Genomic DNA, 21,176 nt, shown 5'->3' with positions numbered 1-21,176 from the left:
GCAGCCAATAAAACTGCTACGCTTAAAAGTCTAACTTTTTGGGGTCACATCAAAATCCTGCGTCCCAAAAGCATATATTATTATGCTTTATTCTTTACTTCTCTTTATTTATTGCGTAAGAATTCATCAATTCCCTTTGCTGCAGTTTTTCCTGCACCCATGGCAAGGATAACGGTTGCTGCTCCGGTTACTGCATCTCCACCGGCGTATACGCCATCTTTGGAGGTTGCTCCGGTCTCTTCTTCTGCAATGATACATTTTCTGCGATTGATGTCCAGACCCTTGGTAGTGGATGAAATCAATGGGTTTGGAGAGGTACCAAGAGACATGATTACGGTATCTGCCTCGATTTCGTATTCAGAACCTGGAATCTCTACCGGGCTTCTTCTTCCGGATGCGTCCGGCTCACCTAATTCCATCTTAATGACACGACAGCCTTTTACCCAGCCGTCTTCGTCTACTAAGATTTCAGTAGGATTCTGCAGAAGGTCAAAGATAATGCCTTCTTCTTTTGCATGATGTACTTCTTCTTTTCTTGCCGGAAGCTCTTCCTCGCCACGACGGTATACGATATGTACCTCTGCGCCGAGACGTTTTGCGGTACGGGCTGCATCCATTGCAACGTTACCACCACCAACTACAACAACTTTTTTGCCGGCTTTGATTGGCGTATCATAGTCATCACGGAATGCTTTCATCAGGTTATTTCTGGTTAAGAATTCGTTTGCAGAGAATACTCCCATTGCCTGCTCGCCAGGGATTCCCATAAATCTTGGAAGTCCTGCACCGGAACCGATAAATACAGCTTCGAATCCTTCTTTTTCCATTAATTCATCAATGGTAACTGCTTTACCAATGACAACGTTGGTCTCAATCTTAACGCCTAAAGCTTTTACATTTTCTACTTCTGCTGCAACTACTTTTGACTTTGGAAGACGGAATTCCGGAATACCATAGATTAATACTCCACCTGCTTCATGTAATGCTTCAAAAATAGTAACATCATAGCCAAGCTTTGCCAAATCGCCGGCACAGGTAAGACCTGCAGGGCCGGAACCGATAACTGCTACTTTATGTCCATTTAATTTTTCTGCTTTCTTAGGCTTGATTCCATGCTCTCTTGCCCAGTCAGCTACGAAACGCTCTAATTTACCGATTGCAACCGGCTCACCCTTGATACCACGGATACATTTTCCTTCACACTGACTCTCCTGTGGGCATACACGGCCACATACAGCAGGAAGTGCAGATGATTCACTGATAATATGATAAGCTTCTTCGAAGTTGCCTTCTTTCACCTGTGCAATAAATGCCGGAATATTAATGGAAACCGGACATCCTTTCATACACTGTGCATTTTTACAGTTTAAGCAGCGTTTTGCTTCTGCTACTGCTTCTTCTTCATTATAGCCAAGACAAACTTCTTCAAAGTTTGCTGCACGTACCTCTGGCTCCTGTTCACGTACAGGTACTCTTGTTAATCCTTCCATTATTTGTCACCTCCGCACTGACCGCATCCACCATGATGGGTATTGCCTTCCTGCAATTTTAACATTGCACGGCCTTCTTCTGTCTTATACTGAAGCTGTCTCTTCATTGCCTGGTCGAAATCTACCTGATGCCCGTCAAATTCCGGTCCATCCACGCATGCGAATTTTACTTCGCCGCCAACCATAAGACGACATGCTCCACACATTCCGGTTCCGTCTACCATAATCGGATTCATGGATACAACAGTTGGAATGCCAAGCTCCTTGGTCAGTTTACAAACGAATTTCATCATAATCATTGGTCCGATGGCAACACAATGATCGTAACGAACACCTTTATCCCATAATTCCTGTAACTGGTTGGTTCCCATTCCATGGAAGCCATAAGTACCATCATCGGTTGTTACATAAAGATTAGTTGCAACTTTACGCATTTCTTCTACCAGAATTAATAAATCCTTGGTCTTAGAACCCATGATAACATCACAGTCTACCCCATGTTCATGTAACCATTTTACCTGTGGGTAAACCGGTGCTGTTCCAACACCTCCGGCGATAAATACGATTTTCTTTTTCTTTAACTCTTCTATATCTTCCTCAATAAGGTCGGATGGACAGCCCAGTGGTCCAACAAAATCCTGGAATGTATCTCCTTCCTCTAAATATGCCATACGCTCTGTAGATGCTCCAACTGTCTGGAATACAATTGTTACAGTTCCTGCTTTTTCATCATAATCACAGATAGTAAGCGGAATACGCTCACCTTCTTCATCGATTTTCACGATTACAAATTGTCCTGGCTTTGCAGACTTTGCAACACGCTCTGCTTTGACATCCATAAGATAAATCTTATCTGCCAGCTTTTCCTTTTTTATAATAGGATACATACTATACCTCCATACTTTGTTTACATCAACTCGTGGAATTCCAGACCACTAGATTTAATCATATAGGAAAAGTGTCAGAAAATCAACATTTTCCGACACTTGTTTCTTAAAAAAATTTACCAATTTCTATTTTTACTGTGCTGACATTAAAATCCGGTCATTGTCGAGACGCTTTCCTGCCTGGATGCGGAATTGTTCCAAAAGGCTGTCTACCGTCATTTTCTTCTTCTCTTCATCCTTTAAATCAAGGACAATATTTCCGGAATCCATCATCAGAATCCGGTTGCCAAGCTCTAATGCCTGATGCATATTGTGGGTTACCATAAGACAGGTAATATGATGCTCTGCAATAATTTTTTTCGTCAGTTCCAATACTTTCTCTGCGGTTGCAGGGTCAAGTGCTGCTGTATGCTCATCCAAAAGAAGAATCTTCGGGGTCACCATCGTTGCCATCAGAAGGGTAAGTGCCTGCCTCTGACCGCCGGATAACAATCCCACCGGCTGCTTCATTCTGTCTTCCAGGCCCATATCAAGCTGGGATAACAGTTCTCTGAATTTTTCTTTATCGGATTTACGGATTCTGCTGAAAAATGCATTTTCTTTTCCGGATGCACGAAGATATGCCAGTGCCATATTTTCTTCAATGGTCATATGTGGTGCTGTTCCCTTTAACGGGTCCTGAAACAGATGACCAATGACTTTACTGCGCAAAAATTCTTTCTTATATGTAATATCCTCTCCATCTAGAATAATCTGTCCTTCATCTACATAGAACGCACCTGTAATCGCATTAAATGTAGTTGATTTTCCTGCCCCATTACTTCCTACGATTGTTGCAAAATCTCCATCTTCAAGAACCAGGTTCAAATCACACAATGCTTTCTTTTCATTTACGGTTCCCGGATTAAATGTCTTAGATACATGCTTCATTTCTAACATTATCGGTCACCTCCCATTTCCTTTGCATTTGCTTCTTCCAGACGCATATTGTCTTTTAATTTCTTCTGTGCTGTGCTCTTCTGTCTGACAAACGCTGCCTTCTTTTTCAGGAACGGGAATGCAATTGCAATTGCTACGATAATTGCAGAAACCAGTTTCAGTGCCTCTGCCGGAACATTCAGTCTTAATGCAACGGCTACTAAGAAACGGTACAGGCAGCTTCCTAATACAACACCTAATACTCTGCGGAACATGGAGCCTTTTCCGATAATGGATTCTCCAATAATCAGGCTGGCAAGTGCGATGGTTACCATACCGGTTCCAAGGTTGATATCGCAGGATTTCTGGTACTGTGCCAGTACACCGCCGGATAATGCAGTCATTGCATTGGCTACACAAAGACCTACGGTAATTGTAAAGGATGGATTAATGCTGGAGGCTTTTACCATGTCAGCATTATCACCGGTTGCCCGTATGGAAAGACCTAATCTGGTATTTAAAAATGCGGATAAAATCACGCCGATTACCAGTACGATTAATGCTGCCACAATCAGTTTATACCAGCCACCGCCAATGGCATTTTTTGCCATGGTAAATATGGTATTGCAGTTAAACAGGTTTACCTGGGAAGCAAATCCCATGACCGCAATGTTAATGGTATAGAGCCCCGTATTTACAATAATTCCTGCCAGAATCGATTCAATTCCAAGCTTTGTCTGCAGAAATGCTGTAATAAATCCGGAACATACACCGGCTAACATTGCTGCTGCCAGTGCCAGAATCGGATGACCCTGTATCGTTACCATGGCACATACGGCACAGCCTAAGGTAAAGCAGCCATCGGTTGACAAATCTGCAATATTTAATATGGAAAATGAAACAAACAATGCCAGTGCAACCAGGGCGTATATACACCCTAGCTCTAATGCACTTTGTAAAATGGATACTGTAAATATGGAGCCCATTCTTTAATCCCCCTGACTATCTTATCATACTATCGTTTTATCTTTTTATTCAAACTCTTCTGCGGTCTGAATCTCTACTACTTTTTCACACATACCGTCAAATACGCTGTAATCAATTCCAAGCTGGCTTGCCACATCTGTATTTACAGTTGCGATTCCGTTGCTCATGGTCTGTACTGCTGTTGTTGCAGGATCTTTCCCATTTACTAAAATATCTACTACAATGTCTGCTGTTGCAGTACCAAGGTCAACATAGTTTACACCGAATCCACAGAAAGCTCCGTTTAATGCGAAAGAGTCAGCTCCTGCATAATGTGGAATGCCTGCTTCTGCAAATTTCTCATAAATTGCAAGTTCTGCTGTCATTACGGTGTTATCGGTCGGTGTAAATACGGCATCTACACCGGCTGCAACTAATGCATCTGCTGCAAGAGAGATTTCATCATTGGTTGTTCCTGTTTTTTCTACATATTCAACGCCTTTTTTATCAAGATAATCTTTTGCGTCCTGAATTGGAACAGTGGAAGAATCCTGACTCTTATTATATAAAAGACCTACTTTTTTAATGTCTTTATTTGCTGCAAACATTAAGTCCATTACAGCTTCTGTATTTAATGCATCCGATGTTCCGGTGATATTGGAACCAGGTTTATCCATACTTTCAACAAGTCCTGCAGTAACCGGATCACTGACTGCAGAGAATACAACCGGAATCTGATTTTCTTCTGTTGCTGCCTGCATAATCATTGCGGTTGGTGTTGCGATTGGAATAATCACATCTACATCTTCTGCAACCAGGTCTGTTGCAATCTGGTTTAAGGTAGAAGAATCTGCCTGACCATTGTAAGTATAATCTTTATAATCAAAAGTAACACCGAGCTCTTTTGCTTTTGCATCCAGCTCTGCTTCTACTGCTTTCTCAATCTGATTTAAAGAAGCATCATCTACATACTGTACGATACCTACTTTATAAACTTTACCATCTGCTGCAGCCTTCTCTGTTGTTGCTGCATCATTGGATGCACTGTTGCTTCCGCATCCTGTCATTGCTGCTACTGCCATAGCCATTGTTAATACTGCTGCCATCATTTTCTTCTTCATAATTACTACCTCTTCTTTCTTATATGATTTATTGTTGTTCATAAGAGAAAGCGCTTTTACTGTTTTCCAACAGTAAAAAACCGCCTCAAGCTTATGCTTGAGACGGTAATAAAATCTTATTATCGCGGTACCACTCATATTGACGAATTGTCCACTCATTCATGTACGAATCATACATGCCGGATTGGTAACGGGTTCGGTTCCCGGTGACGCCTACTGTTAATTCAGGCCACCCTCGAAAGTCCATTCAGCAAAATCTTCCATACTGCAATTCCACCACCTGCAGCTCTCTTTGATTTCCAATCAAGCTTACTACTCTTTCTCAACGGTTTCTCTTATTGAAGTTAGAATAATACTTTTCTTTCACATTGTCAACACTTTTTTATGAGAAATATACCAGTTCATCTTCCGGCTTCTCTGCCGGCTCGATGGATACCGGATAAAGGACAGGTCCTTTTCCTCTGTATTCCTTGGCAAATTCCACATGAACTTCTGCGGTAATATTTATCCATGATTTGTGACCGATTTCTTCCGACTTCGGATATTTGCATTTAAATCCTAAGAACTGTACATCCTCTACACAACAGGTCATGGCAAAACGTCCCGGCACGAACATGCCCTTCCTGCTCATCTTTTCCGGATTATATACCAACGCAAGGAATTTGATTTTCTTGCCATCGTATTTCTTCGGATTATCCTGTGCATCCATATACCAGATTGCATAATCTGCATCCGTAATATCAATGACATCTGCATTGATGTCAAATGGCAGTTCTTCATCGGCACTCTCATCAATCGTTCCATCGGCACGCTCGTATACAATCTGTGCCGGACGGTTCTGTGCTTTTACTGCACGACGGAACTTGCCCTTTGGTGTATTGTCATCACAACGGTTAAAGATTACTACATCTGCCTTAAACAACTGCTCCATAATCATGGCACGCATATTGGCAAGATACATTTCAAATGTAGTGGCATCTACGGTTGCCAAAGACTGTACGATTACCCAGCCATCCGGCATCTTTGTCTCAAGCAACGTAGCAATATCCCAGGTACCGTTATACTCAATAAAAATCTGCTCCGGTTTGTATGTCTCCTGAATCTTCTGCAAGGTCTCTGTTGTAAAATCTTCCTGCTCCTCAATCATCGCAACCTTCGCATTAATGGTATTTAATTTTGCTTCATCATATTCTTCATCACCGTCTTCACAGACAATAATTACCGTACGGTTGTCCCCGCCGAAATCATTTTCAAAAAGTGTTTCTTTGATTAATGTGGTCTTACCGCTATCCATAAATCCGGTAAATAAATATACTGGAATCTCCTGCATGGTTTCCCCTTTCCTATCTGACGGGCATTATGCAATGCCGAATAATTCTTCAATCTTGTGTTCGTCAATCTTAGAACCAATGACACAGAGTCTTCCGGTGTAATCCGGCTCTCCGTCTCTTAATTCATACTCGCCTGGAACCATATCAAAGTAAATCCAGGAACCATTGACATCCTCTACCATTCCTTTTGCACGGAGAATCATACCATACTCTTCGCTCTCGGATAAGGTCTTTAATACCTCTTCAATCTTCTCACGGGTAAATTTATGCGGAGTCTCTTTGCCCCAGCTTGTAAACACCTCATCTGCATGATGGTGATGATGATGTTCGTGGTCATGGTCATGGCATCCGCAGGTGCAGTTCTCGCCATGCTCATGATGATGTTCATGCTCCTCATGGTCGTGATCGTGATGGTGTTCATGCTCCTCGTGGTCATGGTCATGATGGTGGTGATGCTCATGCTCTTCGTGGTCGTGATCGTGTTCATGTTCTTCGTGGTCATGGTCATGATGGTGTTCATGTTCATGCTCATGTTCTTCCTCTTCTGCTTTATGATGTGCCTCTGCAAGAAGTTTCATCTCAAGAGAATCCTGTCCTTCCATAACTTTGAGAATCTGCTCACCTTTGATGGCATCCCAAGGAGTTGTAATGATTGCAGCCTTGCCATTTAATTCCTGCATCTGTTTTACGCAAAGCTCTAACTGCTCCGGTGTTGTGCTCTGGGTTCTGCTTAATACGATTGTTGTTGCAAATTCAATCTGGTTATTGAAGAATTCGCCAAAGGCTTTCATCTGTTTGGATGCTTTCTTTGCATTTACAACTGTAACCAGTGCATTTAATTTCACATCCTGCTCTTTTTCCACATCAATAACAGATTTCATTACGTCAGAAAGTTTACCAACTCCTGACGGCTCGATTAAAATACGGTCCGGATGGAATTTAGTTATTACTTCATTTAAGTTCTTTCCAAAGTCTCCTACCAGGGAACAGCAGATACATCCTGAGTTCATCTCGGTAATCTCAATGCCGGAATCCTTTAAGAATCCGCCGTCGATACCGACTTCACCAAATTCATTTTCAATCAGTACCAGCTTCTCACCAACAAAAGCCTCTTCTATCATTTTCTTGATAAATGTGGTCTTTCCAGCTCCTAAGAAGCCTGAAATAATATCAATTTTTGTCATTTTAACATCCTTCTTTCTAATATTTAAAGTGCATTTCACACTGAATTGATTTGTCTACCTATTGCAATATAGCAGAAAATTTAAAATTTCTCAACCCGGCAGCCGGAACTTCATACAAATTTTATAAATAGATTTTTCTCAAAAATCAATGGGTATGATACAATCCGGCATAAATTCCATTCCGCGCAAGCAGTTCCTCATGGGTTCCTTCTTCTTCGATTCCCTGTTCTGTCAGCACCAGAATACGCCCTGCATTTTCTATCGTAGAAAGCCTGTGGGCAATTACAAATGTTGTCCGGTTCTTCGCCAGTTTCTCAAGCGATTCCTGTACCACTTTTTCACTTTCATTATCCAGTGCCGATGTTGCTTCATCAAAAATAAGAATCGGCGGATTCTTTAAAAATACCCGGGCAATGGATAATCTCTGCTTCTGCCCGCCGGAAAGTTTTACGCCACGCTGTCCGATATCTGTATCATATCCATCTGGCAATGACAGAATGAATTCATGCGCGTTGGCATTTTTTGCTGCCTCAATTACTTCTTCTCTTGTTGCATCCGGTTTGCCATATGCAATATTTTCAAAAATAGTTCCGGCAAACAAATAAACATCCTGCTGGACAATGCCAATGTGGTCTCTTAAACTTTTTAATTTATAGTGGCGGATATCACAGCCATCAATTAAAATTCTGCCCTCTGACACATCATAAAATCTTGGTATCAGGCTGCAAAGGGTTGTCTTTCCGGCACCTGAAGTTCCCACCAGTGCCACATAGCTTCCAGCCGGAACTTTCAGATTTATATGCCTTAAAACGCGGCTTAAATGTTCTTCATACCGGAAGGAAACATCCTGAAATTCTACTTCTCCCCGCACATTTTCCATGACAATGGCATTTTCCTCATCCGAAATATCCGGTTCAATGGAAAGAATCTCCATAAACCGTTCAAAGCCGGAATATCCATTCTGGAACTGCTCGGTAAAATCAATCAGTGTCTTAACCGGCTCGGTAAATACATTGATATATAAAAGAAACGTAATCAAATCCGTAATACTCACACTGCCACCCGGAATCCACAGTGCTCCGGCAATCACCACTACTACGGTAATCAACGTGGTAAATGCAGTCAGTCCCGCCTGATAACCACCCATAAAGAGATAGCTGTTCTTCTTGGCATCTAAGAAGCCTTTGTTTCCGCGGCTGAATTTTTCCTGTTCGACTTCTTCATTAGCAAAGGATTTTACTACGCGGATACCGGAAAGGTTGTCCTCAATCTGGCTGTTGATATCCGCTATCTTAATACGGTTCTGCCGGAACGCCTTTTTCATACGCTTATTAAAGAAATATGCATACGCTATCATAAACGGTACCAGTGCAAATGCCGCCACTGTAAGCTTCGGACTGATTCCCATCATAATAGCAAATGCACCAATTATCTTAATCAGGGAAATCACGATATTTTCCGGTCCATGGTGCAGCAGTTCACTGATATCAAAAAGATCCGTGGTAATTCTCGCCATCAGTTGTCCTACTTTCTGATTATCATAGAATGCAAAGGACAGTTTCTGATAATGTGCAAATATTTCTGCCCGCATATCATATTCTATTTTTGCACCCATTACATGACCATTATTAGAAATATAATAATTGCTGTAACACTGGACTGCTACCAGCACTACCATAAACAGTGCAAGTTCTCCAATTGTTTTTACTGCATCCTGCTCCGGCAGATATACCACGGTTGATGTAATATAACGCACAATCAGCGGAATCACCAGTGCCGCCACTGCTGCTAACAATGCAAAAAACATATCGGTAAAAAATACGCCAAGATATGGTTTATAATAAGAAATCATTTTCTTTAAATTCTGCTTCATCTGTCTATCCCTCTTGCCTTTACCAGCTTATTTTTCATCACAACTGTCCATCTTATACTGTTTCTTTTGCAAATGCAAGTTTCTTTATGCTACAATGACTTTTATAAACGTGGCGGATTGACACTATATAATCCTTGTTAAAATAATCCTGTTATCCAAAGGATATTTGTTTTGGATATAAAATACCGTAGTTCTAAGCTGCATGTTTTGCTTTTGCCTGTAAAAACCGTCTTTCCAATGTTTGACAGTCTATCTGTACCGTCCGTCGAAGTGCGGATGCCTAAGAAGGGCTGTTAGGGGCACTTGGAATTTCGTCCGGCAACAGGCAACGCTGGCACATGGACGTGCCAGCGAGGTGCATATGAACATGGATGTGAATTTGCACCGGTTGCCGGACAAAATATTTTGCCTGCCGAAATTCCTAGTGCCCCTTACAGGTCTTATACCGCATCCGCACCCGGCGGACAGTGCAGATATCCGGTCAAAGCAAGCGGAAAGACAGTTTATCATCAAGTAAAACATGCAGCTAAGAACAACTGGCATTTTCCATCCCATAAACAAATATCCTCCGGATAACCGAAATTATTTTATGCAAGTATTTTGTCAATCAGTGCCTTCTATAAATTAATTGTAAGGAGAAGAAAACATGACACATGTACTTCTTGTAGATGATGATACAAGTATTGTTTCCAGTTTACGCACTTTCCTGAATCAGGAGGGTTTTCAGGTTACTTCTGCAAATAACCAAAAGGAAACCATCGATTTATTAGATTCCGGGCAGTATCACTTTGACCTGGCGCTGCTTGATGTCTCCCTGCCGGATGGAAGCGGCTTTTCTTTGTGCAGTGCCATCAAGGCAAACTCTGATATTCCTGTCATTTTTCTGACAGCATCGGATGATGAATATAGTGTGGTTGCCGGGCTTGACCTTGGTGCCGATGATTATATTCCCAAGCCCTTCCGGCCGAGAGAACTGATTTCCAGAATGAACAGTGTTCTCCGCCGCTATCACCGTGGCAGCCAGCCGTTGGAATATCATGAACTAAAAGCTGATACTGTACGTGGACTGGTCTATAAAAATAATATGGAACTAACGCTTTCTGCTTTGGAATACCGGCTGCTTTTACTCTTTCTTTCCAACCAAGGCATTGTCCTTACACGAAGCCGGCTCTTAGATGAACTCTGGGATATGGCAGGGGAATTTGTAAATGATAATACTCTTACTGTCTACATCAAAAGGCTCCGGGAAAAAATCGAAGCCGACCCGGCACACCCGGAATATATCAAAACCATCCGCGGACTGGGCTATAAGCTTGGTGACTAATTGAACTGCAGAAAACGCCAGTTATAAATTTGAGTACCATAATAACCGAAGAAAATGTATTTTCCCAAAGGAGTCTTTATGAAATTTTTACGCAATCCCGAAATCAAAAAATGCCTGTTTCTGCAACTGCTTGTATGCTTTATCTTTGCAGGCATCGGATTTTATTTTGATACCATCTGTGGTGTAATCATCCTTTTTGCATCACTTATTTTCATTCTTATTTTTATGATTTTCACCAGAAAACGTTACCGGAAAGTGGAATCCTTAAGCCAGCAGTTAGATGCGATGCTGCACAGTAACAGCAGTGGTGATTTCAGCGACTATATGGAAGGAGAACTTGCAATTTTACAAAATGAGCTTGCCAAGCTGACCAGACGCCTTGCGGAACAGAATCAGGCTCTTGAAAACGATAAAAAATATCTTGCGGATGCCATGGCTGATATTTCCCATCAGCTCCGCTCTCCCCTTACTTCCATCCGCCTTTTGCTGACTCTCTTAAAAGAGCCGGCTCTTTCCGATGAGAAGCGAAGGGAATCCCTGCGGGAATTATCCATGCTAATTGACCGGATGGACTGGCTCATTGAAACTTTGCTGAAATTATCTTCCATGGACGCAGGAACCATTACTTTTCACCAGACCAAAACCTCTGTCAAAGAACTGCTCTCCACTGCGGCTGCACCTTTGCTCATTCCACTAGAGCTTCGCGACATCCAGTATCATGAAACCATAGAGCCGAAGGATTTTTCTTTTTCTACGGATTTACGATGGACGGCGGAAGCCCTTGGAAACATCTTAAAGAACTGCATGGAGCACACGCCTTCCGGTGGCAGGATTGATGTTACAGTTACCGACAATCCAATCTATGTTTCTATCGTGATTGAAGACAATGGAAGTGGTTTTCTTCAGGAAGATATCCCGCATCTTTTTGAACGCTTTTACAAAGGAAAAAATGCCACCGGTCAGAGCATTGGCATCGGTCTTTCCCTCTCCCGTATGATTGTTTCCAAAGAAAATGGAACCTTAAAAGCAGAAAACCGTAAAGAAGGCGGTGCACGTTTTATCCTGAAATTCTATAAAAAGTGACAGAACTGTCACTGAAAAGTCATGCTCCTGTCATCCGGGATGCTTATACTTCTCATTAGAATCGCATCAAATGGAAAGGAGTTACTTATGGAAATCTTACGAGCTGAAAATCTTACCAAAATCTATGGAACAGGAGAAAATCAGGTGGTTGCCCTAGACCACGTTTCTTTTTCTGTCAACAAAGGCGAATTTCTCGCTATCATCGGGCCATCCGGTTCCGGCAAATCCACACTGCTTCACATTTTAGGCGGTGTCGATACACCAACCTCCGGCAAAGTCTATATGGAGGGCACTGATGTCTACGCGCAAAAGGAGGAACAGCTTGCCATCTTCCGCAGACGGCAGGTCGGACTGATTTACCAGTTCTATAACCTGATTCCGGTACTGAATGTCGTTGAAAATATGACACTTCCTGTCCGCATGGATGGACGCCCGGTCAACAAAGAGCATTTAAATGAGCTGCTGGAAATTCTCTCTTTAAAAGGGCGAGAAAATCATCTTCCAAACCAGCTTTCCGGTGGTCAGCAGCAGCGTGTCTCCATCGGCCGTGCTTTAATGAACGCTCCTGCTGTGGTTTTAGCCGATGAGCCTACCGGAAACTTAGATTCCAAAAACAGCCAGGAAATTGTGGAACTCTTAAAATATTCCAACCAGAAATTTAACCAGACCTTAATTGTCATTACCCATGATGAAAACATTGCCCTTCAGGCAGACCGCATCATTGCCATTGAAGACGGCAAAATTACACGGGATGAGGTGATTCGTGCATGAATATCTTCCACAAAATCACACTCACCAACTTAAAGAAGAATAAAACCCGTACCATCGTCACGATTATCGGAATTATTCTTTCTACTGCCATGTTTACCGCAGTTACCAGCAGCATCAGCTCTCTTCATGCATTTATGAAGGAATATACCATTGATACCGAAGGAAGCTGGCAGGGTGCCGCTTTTCGTGTCACCCAATCAGAGTCAAAAGATTTTCTCTCCCATGATGAAATCGACTCTTCTGTTTCTTTAAAATATATTGGATATGCCAATCTTACCGATTCTGCTAACCAATACAAACCATACCTTTATATCTGTGGTGTAACGGACGATATCACCTCTCTTCTTCCGGTACACATCACGAAAGGACGGATGCCGGAAAACGATTCTGAGCTTCTGCTTCCTGAGCACCTTACCTATGACGGTGGCATTGCTTATAGCTTAAACGATGAAATTACCCTGGATGTTGGGGAACGTGTGGATGAAGATGGTTCTATTTTAGATAATAACACTTCACTGCTTGATAATAAGTCAGAAAAATCCAAAGACGGAAAAGTGATTCCATTAGAATCCATTACAAATACGGAGTCAAAAACCTATCAGGTAGTAGGTTTTTACAGCAGACCTTCCTTTGAAAGCTTTCAGGCTCCGGGTTATACAGCACTGACTCTCTCTTCTGCCCGGACATCCTATCAGGATATTTACTTCTGTCTTCATAACAGCAAGGATGTATCCAGTTTTTTAGAGCAGAATGCACCATATTCTTATACCATGAACTATGATTTACTGCGGCTTGACGGAGCATCCATGGAGGATTCCTTAAACCGCACCGTCACCAGTCTTGCGGTTATTTTGATTGCAATTATCGTACTTGGGTCTATCTCACTGATTTATAATGCATTTTCCATTTCTATCAGCGAACGAACCAGACAATTTGGTCTGCTTTCATCCCTTGGTGCAACCAGACACCAGATGATTCACAGCATCCTGTTTGAAGCGGCTTTCCTGTGTCTTATCGGTATTCCGCTTGGAATCTTCTTCGGTTTAGTTGGCATTGGCATTACCTTCTATTTCACTGGTGATACTCTTGCCATGCTGTACCGAAGCGAAACCACACTGCACCTGACCCTGCAGCCATCCGTTGCCGGAATTGTGATTGCCGTCACCCTCGCTTTTATTACGGTATTGATTTCTGCTTACCTGCCAGCACGGAAATCCATGAAGTTATCTGCCTTAGAAGCCATCCGGCAGACCAGTGATATTAACATCCGTTCCAAAAAAGTGCATACATTTCCACTTACGGAAAAATTATTTGGCTTTGAAGGAATGCTTGCTGCCAAAAACTATAAACGAAGCCGCAGCAAATACCGTGCTACTGTTATCTCACTTTTCTTAAGTATTGTACTGTTTATTTCTGCCAGCAGCTTTTGTGCTTATCTGACACATTCTGCCGGCAGTATTTACAACGGAAACGGTTATGAGCTTTCCTGCACCATATATTCCGAAAAGAATTATGACCCGGATGCTCTTTTAACAAAAATCCGTGCTTTAGATGGCATAGATAAGGCTTCTTACGGTGCCAGCTTCGCTGCTGGCTTTACGGTAGCCAAAGAAGACTGTTCGAAAGAATTTGAAAGTTTCTATTCTGATTATGAACAGGCTTATTACAGCAATACACTCCTGGCAGATGACTCCTGTGAGCTTACCACTTTGATTTATTTCGTGGAGGATCATTTATTTGAAGATTATTTAAAAGAAATCGGGGAAAATCCTTCCGATTATCAGAATTCTGATCATCCAACGGGTGTATTGATTGACCGGCTTCATGTATTCAATGACAAATACTATGACATTAATATTTTCGCCAATCCTTCTTCGCAGGATATTGTATTATCCGCTTTAGACGAAGATGTGAAAAATACCTGCACCGTCACCGCTGGTGCTTTCAGTGATACCATTCCTTTCGGTGTCAGTGCTCCTTCCGATAATGCGAAATTTATTTTTCCATATTCCTGTAAGGATGCTCTCTGGCAGGCACTCAGCCAGAACCCGGATAGTTCACTGGAAAATTCATACTATATAAAAACAGATAATCACAAACAGGTACAGACCGACTTAAATACACTCTTTGACAACGAAAATATTTCTGCTGATATCTATGATTATATGGATTCCATTGAAAATGAGCGTGCCATGATTACCGTTATCAATATTTTTTCCTATGGATTTATTACACTAATTTCCCTGATAGCGGCAGCCAATGTATTTAACACGATTTCTACCAATATTATTTTACGAAAACGTGAATTTGCCATGTTAAAGTCCATCGGTCTTTCTCCGAAGGGCTTCCGAAAAATGATGCAGTTTGAATGTCTGCTCTATGGCTGCAAGGGACTCCTTTACGGACTTCCGGCTTCTATTGGAATCACCTGGCTTATTTATCGGGCAGTCAGTGATGGAATCGACTTTGGATTCTTTATTCCATGGTATAGCTTTGTCATTGCCATTGGCAGTGTGTTTGTCGTCGTTGCTGCAACCATGATTTATTCCATGCGTAAGCTTTCTTCTGAAAATATCATGGATGCATTAAAAAATGAAAATTTATAAAATCTCTTTTTCTTTCAGATTATAAAAGGTAAAATCACCGGTATTTAAAAGCATTCCATTGGCATCTGTAATTTCAAATGCTACTACTGTGAGGTTCCTTCCGGGTTTTACCACTTTGGCGGTGCATGTAACATATTCTGTTGCACGCGCCGCTTTTAAATAGCGGATCTGTCCGTCCACAGTAGTCACATAATATCCATAGGTTCCTGCCGCAATTCCGCATATGGTATCCACTGCCGAATACAGTACTCCGCCGTGCAAATCTCCATAGATATTTGTAAACTCTTTTTTGAATGGCAGTTCTGCCTTTACCCTTCCAAGTTCTGCCTCTGTTATCTTCATCTGCAGCAGACTTCCAAAGGGATTCTGCTCTAATAATTTCTGGCATTCTTCTATTGTAATTTTATTTTGCATTTGGTTCCTCTTTTCTTACATGTATCTTTTATCCTTTATTTGTACCCATTTTGTGCTCATTTATGTTTTTTGTCAATGAAACAATCTATCTGACTTTTCGGATTGCCAAATCCCCATCCTATGATGTAATATATTTTGTATGGTGTATATTAAGAATTTTTCTCACCATACACTTACGCATCAAGGAGGTATCTTTATGGATCCAAAGAAACAATTTTATGAAACACTCGCTACGTCCATGATTGAAAAATTCAAGAAAAGACAGATTGACGCATATTACTGTGCCACCAAAGAAGAAGCCGTTGCACTTGCCACTTCCATGCTGCCGACACAGGCAACCGTTGGTTTTGGCGGTTCCATGACTTTAACCGAAAGTGGTATGATGGCTGCTCTGCAAAATAAGACTGACATCACTCTTTATGACAGAAGCAAAGCTGCCACACCGGAAGAAACAACTGCAATTTATCATCAGTGTCTGAATGCAGATTATTATTTTATGAGTTCCAATGCAATCACTTCTGACGGACAGCTTGTCAATATTGACGGAAATGGCAACCGGGTTGCAGCACTCATCTATGGCCCGAAGGAAGTCATCGTTATGGCCGGTATGAATAAGGTTGTAAAAACAGTTGACGACGCTCTTGACCGGGTACATAATACTGCTACTCCTGCCAACTGCATCCGCCTTAGCAAGAAAACGCCATGTGCACTCACCGGAACATGTGCCGACTGCCTCTCACCGGAGTGTATCTGTAATCAGGTTGTTATCACCAGAAGAAGTGGTATTCCGGGAAGAATCAAAGTAATTCTCATCGGAGAGGAATTAGGATATTAATACGATTTCATAAAAAAATCCGCATACCAGATATACTCTGATATGCGGATTTTTATTTTATCCTATGCTCCGGCTGTAAATGTCGGTAGTTTCTCAATGACTTCCTGCAACGGACTCCAGTTCATCAGTTCTTCCTTTTCATCCTCTCTCTTGAAAGAAATCCCATTTTCCTTTTTCTGCTTTCTCTTTTCTGCACTTTCCTGAGTTCCCGGCAGTCTGCTATAGGCACCGGATTTATGGAATTCATCTGACACCCTGTTTACTGCTGCTACAATATATTCCTTATCCGGATCATTGTCCGATATACCGGAAACAGCGGTGGATACAATACGGTTTGCTTCTTCTTTGCTCTTTGCAGTTTTCAGCTCGTTCTCCACTTCCTCTGCAATCATCTGAATCCGTATCGCATGGGCATATGCAATGGGGTCATTTCTTTGAAGCCATGAAAGTTCTTCTTTGGTCAGCTTCTTTCCAGCCTCTAATTTCCGTTTGATTTTCGCCATTTTTTCCTGTTTTGCTTCTTCACTTTCTTCTGCCACATTATTATCATAAATGCATTTCAGCATATACTGCGGCAATTCCTCCACCGTAGATACCTTCTTTGTATCCTGCTCCGTATTGGAAAATAAATTCAGTCTGACTGCCATCGCATTTCCTCCTGATTTCGTAATTTGTTCCTTGCATTTTATCTTACACTTATATATCGGAATATTTCTTCTTTTTCCATAGTCATTTGAAAATGCTTGACAGCAAGTAGCGAGAAACACGCTTTGCGAGTTTCTCGAGTAAAAAAAGACATCCGCACCGGCATTTTCCCGGATACGAATGTCTTTTCTGGTTACTTTTCATGATACTTTTCTATTTCTTTATTTCCAAGTTCCTTTTCAACTTCCTATCTGTCCCACTTATCTGCCAGAGAATTAATCTGGTCAGCAAATTTGGCAAGGTCCTTATTTGGGATACCTTCATTCTTCTGAATGACACTAAGCAGCCTCTGACCCGCCGCCAGCAGTCTTGCAAACACATTAGAGGATGCCTTTGCCGGTTTGTCTTTCTTCTTTTCAACCAGTTCACGGCTTCCTTCATGAACACAGACATTTTCTAATAAGTCATAGGTATCACCACTATATGGTGCAACCGCCTGATAGCCTAATTCCGTATGCAGATGCTCTGCAAATTCATCACAGACCTTATCCTCACCATGTACCACAAAGACACGCTTTGGTGGATTTTTAAATGCAGATGCCCATTTTGTCAGCATATCACGGTCTGCATGGCCACTGATACCAGGAAGATTTAAAATTTCTGCATGTACCTGAATATTTTCACCGAAAAGTTTTACTTCTTTGGCTCCATTCAAAAGTGCATGACCCAAGGTTCCAGGTACCTGATATCCTACAAACAGAATCGTGCTTTCCGGTCTCCACAAATTATGTTTTAAATGATGGCGGATACGGCCAGCCTCACACATACCGGAAGCAGAAATGATAACCAATGGTTTCTTGCTGAAGTTAATCATTTTGGATTCATCACTGGTAACAGACGTTTTCAGTCCCGGGAATCCAATCGGATTAATACCCTGCTCCACTAATTTCTTTGCCTCATCAGAGAAGCAGTCTTCTACACTCTTATGGAAAATATTTGTTGCTTCCACAGCCAGCGGGCTGTCGATATAGGCCTCAAAATCTTCAAACTCCGGCAGCAGATGTTCTGTCTTAATCCGTCGCAGATGATATAGCATTTCCTGTGTACGACCTACAGAAAATGCCGGAATGACAAGATTACCACCTCTTGCAAATGTCCGCTTAATTACTGCCGCAAGTTCCGGTGCATAATCCGGCGGATCTGCATGTATCCGGTCACCATAAGTGGATTCAATCAATACATAATCTGCTTCATCGATAAACTGCGGATTTTTAATCAATGGCTTATTGCCATGACCGATATCTCCGGAAAATACAATTTTCACAGTCTTATCTTCTTCCGTCAGCCATACCTCAATGCTGGATGAACCAAGAAGATGTCCGGCATCTACAAACCGGATTTTTACTCCATTACAGATTTCAATGATTTTATTGTAATCACATGATACAAAATGCTCTAAAACCCCCTGTGCATCATCCATATCGTAAAGAGGCACTACTTCCGGTAATCCGGCTCTCCTAGCCTTACGGTTTCTCCACTCTGCTTCAAACATCTGGATGTGTGCACTGTCCTTTAACATGATATTACAAAGTTCGCTGGTTGCTGTTGTCGCAAATATCTGTCCCCGGAATCCATGACTATACAGCAATGGAAGTAAGCCTGAATGGTCGATATGGGCATGTGTTACAAACACATAATCAATATTAGATGCATTCACCGGAATCTCCTGATTCACATATAAATCCGGTCCCTGCTCCATACCACAATCCACCAGTATCCGCTTATCCTGACATTGCAGAAAATGACAACTTCCAGTTACTTCATGTGCAGCCCCTAAAAACTCCAATAACATAATACCATCTCCTCGCCATCTCTTTATTGTCGAACTTATGATAGTATTATTTTATCATATTGGACAAAAAATGTATACATTTTCTTTCTTTTTTATTCAAATCGCACAATTTCTTTCTTCAATCGTTTCATAATCTTTTTCTCCAGCCTGGAAATATAAGACTGGGAAATTCCTAATAAATCTGCCACCTCTTTCTGGGTCAGTTCATTACCGTTTTTCGAATTGATGCCAAACCGCAGTTCAATAATTGTCCGCTCCCTGCCGTTTAAATGCTCAATTGCTTTATTCAAAAGCTTCTTTTCAACCTCAGTCTCAATATCCCGGTAAATGACATCTTCATCTGTTCCTAAAATATCCGAAAGTAGTAATTCATTTCCGTCCCAGTCCACATTTAACGGCTCATCAATGGATACCTCTAATTTCGTCTTATTATTTCTACGCAGATACATCAGAATTTCATTTTCAATACATCGGGAGGCATAGGTTGCAAGCTTGATATTTTTTTCCGGATTAAAAGTATTAATTGCCTTGATTAATCCGATGGTTCCAATAGAAATCAAATCCTCCACTCCTACTCCCGTATTGTCAAATTTCTTCGCTATGTATACTACAAGTCTCAGATTATGCTCGATTAATTTCTTTCTTGCAGTCTCACTCTGCTCTTTCACCAATTGTCCGATACATTCCATTTCCTCTTTCGCCGGAAGCGGTGGCGGCAGCACCTCTGCCCCTCCGATATAGTGAATCTCCGTCTCCTTACGAAGCAGCATATCTTTTAAACTACGCACAATGCGAAACTGAAAATGCTCCGGTATATCTACTTTTAAATACATTACAACTCCTCTTTCCTCTCTTATTCACATTCCATCCTATAGCAGATGGCAATTTAAAATCATCTGATATTCCTTCTTTTGAAACAACGATGGACTTCCAAGTGCAATCACCGCCTGTAAAATCTGCCGCTCTTTTTTTCCTTCTTTAATATAAAGTTCTTCTACGGTAAGTGCTTCTACCAAGCCGTTTTTCTCTCCCATACTGCTAAATGGCAACAGTCGTACTACCGGCTCATCTTCCCGGAAAATCGGCATCAGAAGCTCTTTATCTATGATACTGACCGGTTTTCCCACATAGGGGTCGATCAGCAGATTTCCGGTATCATAATAGGCTTCTAACAGCAATTCATGTTCATGATAGCAAAGACGCACCTGATAAAGATGCCGGCTTCTCTCCTTTCTGCTGCGCCATATTATGGATGCTGACACAGCAATTCCCGCCGTCAGCACCATTGCCAGATAAAAATGCTGCCCATAAAAAAGGCTCTTATTGAGCCACTGCATGCAGCCTCCTGTCAGAATCGAAAACAAAAAACAGCCAAGCCAGTTTTTTATCAGAAAAGCGACTCTTTGTGTCGTATGTTTCCTCGTAAAAAATGCAATCATAACCATGCCAAGCGGAACCGGTACATACATAATCAGCCGATACAATCTATAGGATGAAAGCATCAGAAAACAAATGACTCCCATACCACTTCCAAATAAGGCAGCAAGCAGTATCCTGCCCTTATGTATGAGATTCCGCAAAAATATGCCTGTCAGGAACAGATTCAGCACATCCATCAGGAAACTATTGACAAAAAGAACATCTAAATATATCTCATAAATACATGCCACCTCCCTTCCTTTCCTGCATTATACAAACTTTCCTCTGCATATTTTGTCAAAACAGATGCAGCCATTCTTTCATTTCATTGACAGAATCCGACTGCCCGGCAGGGAAGTTGCAAAAGAAACGTAATGCACTCTGCAAATCTTACCGTAAGAAGCTGCCACCGGCAGCTTCTTACGGATGCCTGACAACGAAAAAAACGCTTAGAACA

The 21,176-nt window shown here is 41.7% G+C and carries 18 protein-coding genes and 1 other annotated feature; of the genes, 5 read left to right on the top strand and 13 right to left on the bottom strand.

Features of this window, described 5'->3' with window-relative positions:
- Positions 1-104: 104 nt before the first annotated feature.
- From gltA to DWX96_RS13830, 8 genes are all read right to left on the bottom strand, one after another.
- Positions 105-1,490, bottom strand: coding sequence for an NADPH-dependent glutamate synthase (gene gltA / locus DWX96_RS13865; protein ID WP_022243346.1), 1,386 nt, complete (start codon positions 1,488-1,490; stop codon positions 105-107).
- Complete coding sequence (locus DWX96_RS13860; protein WP_022243347.1) at positions 1,490-2,377, bottom strand: sulfide/dihydroorotate dehydrogenase-like FAD/NAD-binding protein; 888 nt, start codon at positions 2,375-2,377, stop codon at positions 1,490-1,492. Before DWX96_RS13860 ends, gltA begins: the two co-directional genes overlap by 1 nt.
- Positions 2,378-2,509: 132 nt before the next feature.
- The gene (locus DWX96_RS13855) at positions 2,510-3,316 is read right to left on the bottom strand and encodes an ABC transporter ATP-binding protein (RefSeq protein ID WP_022243348.1); all 807 of its coding nucleotides are present in this window, start codon (positions 3,314-3,316) and stop codon (positions 2,510-2,512) included.
- Positions 3,316-4,281 carry an ABC transporter permease gene (locus DWX96_RS13850; RefSeq protein ID WP_118057786.1) on the bottom strand — a complete coding sequence of 322 codons (966 nt, stop codon included), beginning with the start codon at positions 4,279-4,281 and terminating at the stop codon, positions 3,316-3,318. The genes DWX96_RS13855 and DWX96_RS13850 overlap by 1 nt, the downstream gene beginning before the upstream one ends.
- A 45-nt stretch (positions 4,282-4,326) precedes the next feature.
- A complete protein-coding gene (locus tag DWX96_RS13845) occupies positions 4,327-5,382 on the bottom strand; it encodes an ABC transporter substrate-binding protein (RefSeq protein WP_118057787.1) in 1,056 nt (351 codons plus the stop codon).
- Between the two features lie 95 nt (positions 5,383-5,477).
- Positions 5,478-5,717: a binding site (T-box leader), on the bottom strand.
- 47 nt (positions 5,718-5,764) lie between these two features.
- A complete protein-coding gene (locus tag DWX96_RS13840) occupies positions 5,765-6,712 on the bottom strand; it encodes a TIGR03943 family putative permease subunit (protein ID WP_022243351.1) in 948 nt (315 codons plus the stop codon).
- A gap of 27 nt (positions 6,713-6,739) precedes the next feature.
- A complete protein-coding gene (locus DWX96_RS13835) occupies positions 6,740-7,897 on the bottom strand; it encodes a CobW family GTP-binding protein (RefSeq protein ID WP_118057788.1) in 1,158 nt (385 codons plus the stop codon).
- A 145-nt stretch (positions 7,898-8,042) separates the two neighbouring features.
- Positions 8,043-9,770 (bottom strand): ABC transporter ATP-binding protein, encoded by a 1,728-nt coding sequence (locus tag DWX96_RS13830; RefSeq protein WP_118057789.1) that lies wholly within the window; start codon positions 9,768-9,770, stop codon positions 8,043-8,045.
- Positions 9,771-10,416: 646 nt separating this feature from the next.
- On the opposite strand from DWX96_RS13830, the gene DWX96_RS13820 reads away from it, so the two are divergent.
- The 4 genes from DWX96_RS13820 to DWX96_RS13805 all read left to right on the top strand — a co-directional run bounded on the left by DWX96_RS13820 (position 10,417) and on the right by DWX96_RS13805 (position 15,554).
- Positions 10,417-11,094: a response regulator transcription factor gene (locus tag DWX96_RS13820; protein WP_118057791.1), complete on the top strand. Its 678-nt coding sequence runs from the start codon at positions 10,417-10,419 to the stop codon at positions 11,092-11,094.
- Positions 11,095-11,172: 78 nt separating this feature from the next.
- Positions 11,173-12,177, top strand: coding sequence for a sensor histidine kinase (locus DWX96_RS13815; protein WP_158561859.1), 1,005 nt, complete (start codon positions 11,173-11,175; stop codon positions 12,175-12,177).
- Between the two features lie 87 nt (positions 12,178-12,264).
- Entirely contained in the window at positions 12,265-12,948 is a 684-nt protein-coding gene (locus tag DWX96_RS13810) for an ABC transporter ATP-binding protein (RefSeq protein ID WP_022243356.1), read from the top strand.
- Positions 12,945-15,554: an ABC transporter permease gene (locus DWX96_RS13805; protein ID WP_118057793.1), complete on the top strand. Its 2,610-nt coding sequence runs from the start codon at positions 12,945-12,947 to the stop codon at positions 15,552-15,554. The genes DWX96_RS13810 and DWX96_RS13805 overlap by 4 nt, the downstream gene beginning before the upstream one ends.
- Here DWX96_RS13805 and DWX96_RS13800 read toward each other — a convergent pair.
- A complete protein-coding gene (locus DWX96_RS13800) occupies positions 15,549-15,968 on the bottom strand; it encodes a PaaI family thioesterase (protein WP_117698306.1) in 420 nt (139 codons plus the stop codon). The two genes, DWX96_RS13805 and DWX96_RS13800, sit on opposite strands and share 6 nt — an antisense overlap.
- A gap of 196 nt (positions 15,969-16,164) precedes the next feature.
- On the opposite strand from DWX96_RS13800, the gene DWX96_RS13795 reads away from it, so the two are divergent.
- Entirely contained in the window at positions 16,165-16,803 is a 639-nt protein-coding gene (locus DWX96_RS13795; protein ID WP_117698307.1) for a lactate utilization protein, read from the top strand.
- A 62-nt stretch (positions 16,804-16,865) separates the two neighbouring features.
- Here the strand turns inward: DWX96_RS13795 and DWX96_RS13790 are convergent, their stop codons facing one another.
- From DWX96_RS13790 to DWX96_RS13775, 4 genes are all read right to left on the bottom strand, one after another.
- Positions 16,866-17,450 (bottom strand): hypothetical protein, encoded by a 585-nt coding sequence (locus tag DWX96_RS13790; protein WP_117698308.1) that lies wholly within the window; start codon positions 17,448-17,450, stop codon positions 16,866-16,868.
- A 245-nt stretch (positions 17,451-17,695) separates the two neighbouring features.
- The gene (locus DWX96_RS13785; protein WP_118057794.1) at positions 17,696-19,300 is read right to left on the bottom strand and encodes an MBL fold metallo-hydrolase RNA specificity domain-containing protein; all 1,605 of its coding nucleotides are present in this window, start codon (positions 19,298-19,300) and stop codon (positions 17,696-17,698) included.
- Positions 19,301-19,392: 92 nt separating this feature from the next.
- On the bottom strand, positions 19,393-20,133 hold the full coding sequence (sigE, locus tag DWX96_RS13780) for an RNA polymerase sporulation sigma factor SigE (protein WP_118057795.1): 741 nt from the start codon (positions 20,131-20,133) through the stop codon (positions 19,393-19,395).
- A gap of 36 nt (positions 20,134-20,169) precedes the next feature.
- The gene (locus DWX96_RS13775; protein WP_118057796.1) at positions 20,170-20,970 is read right to left on the bottom strand and encodes a sigma-E processing peptidase SpoIIGA; all 801 of its coding nucleotides are present in this window, start codon (positions 20,968-20,970) and stop codon (positions 20,170-20,172) included.
- Positions 20,971-21,176: the final 206 nt, after the last annotated feature.

The sequence above is a fragment of the Roseburia sp. AF22-2LB genome, from assembly GCF_003461125.1.
Classification (GTDB): domain Bacteria; phylum Bacillota; class Clostridia; order Lachnospirales; family Lachnospiraceae; genus Roseburia_C; species Roseburia_C amylophila.
This window is presented reverse-complemented; position numbering and strand designations above follow the sequence as displayed.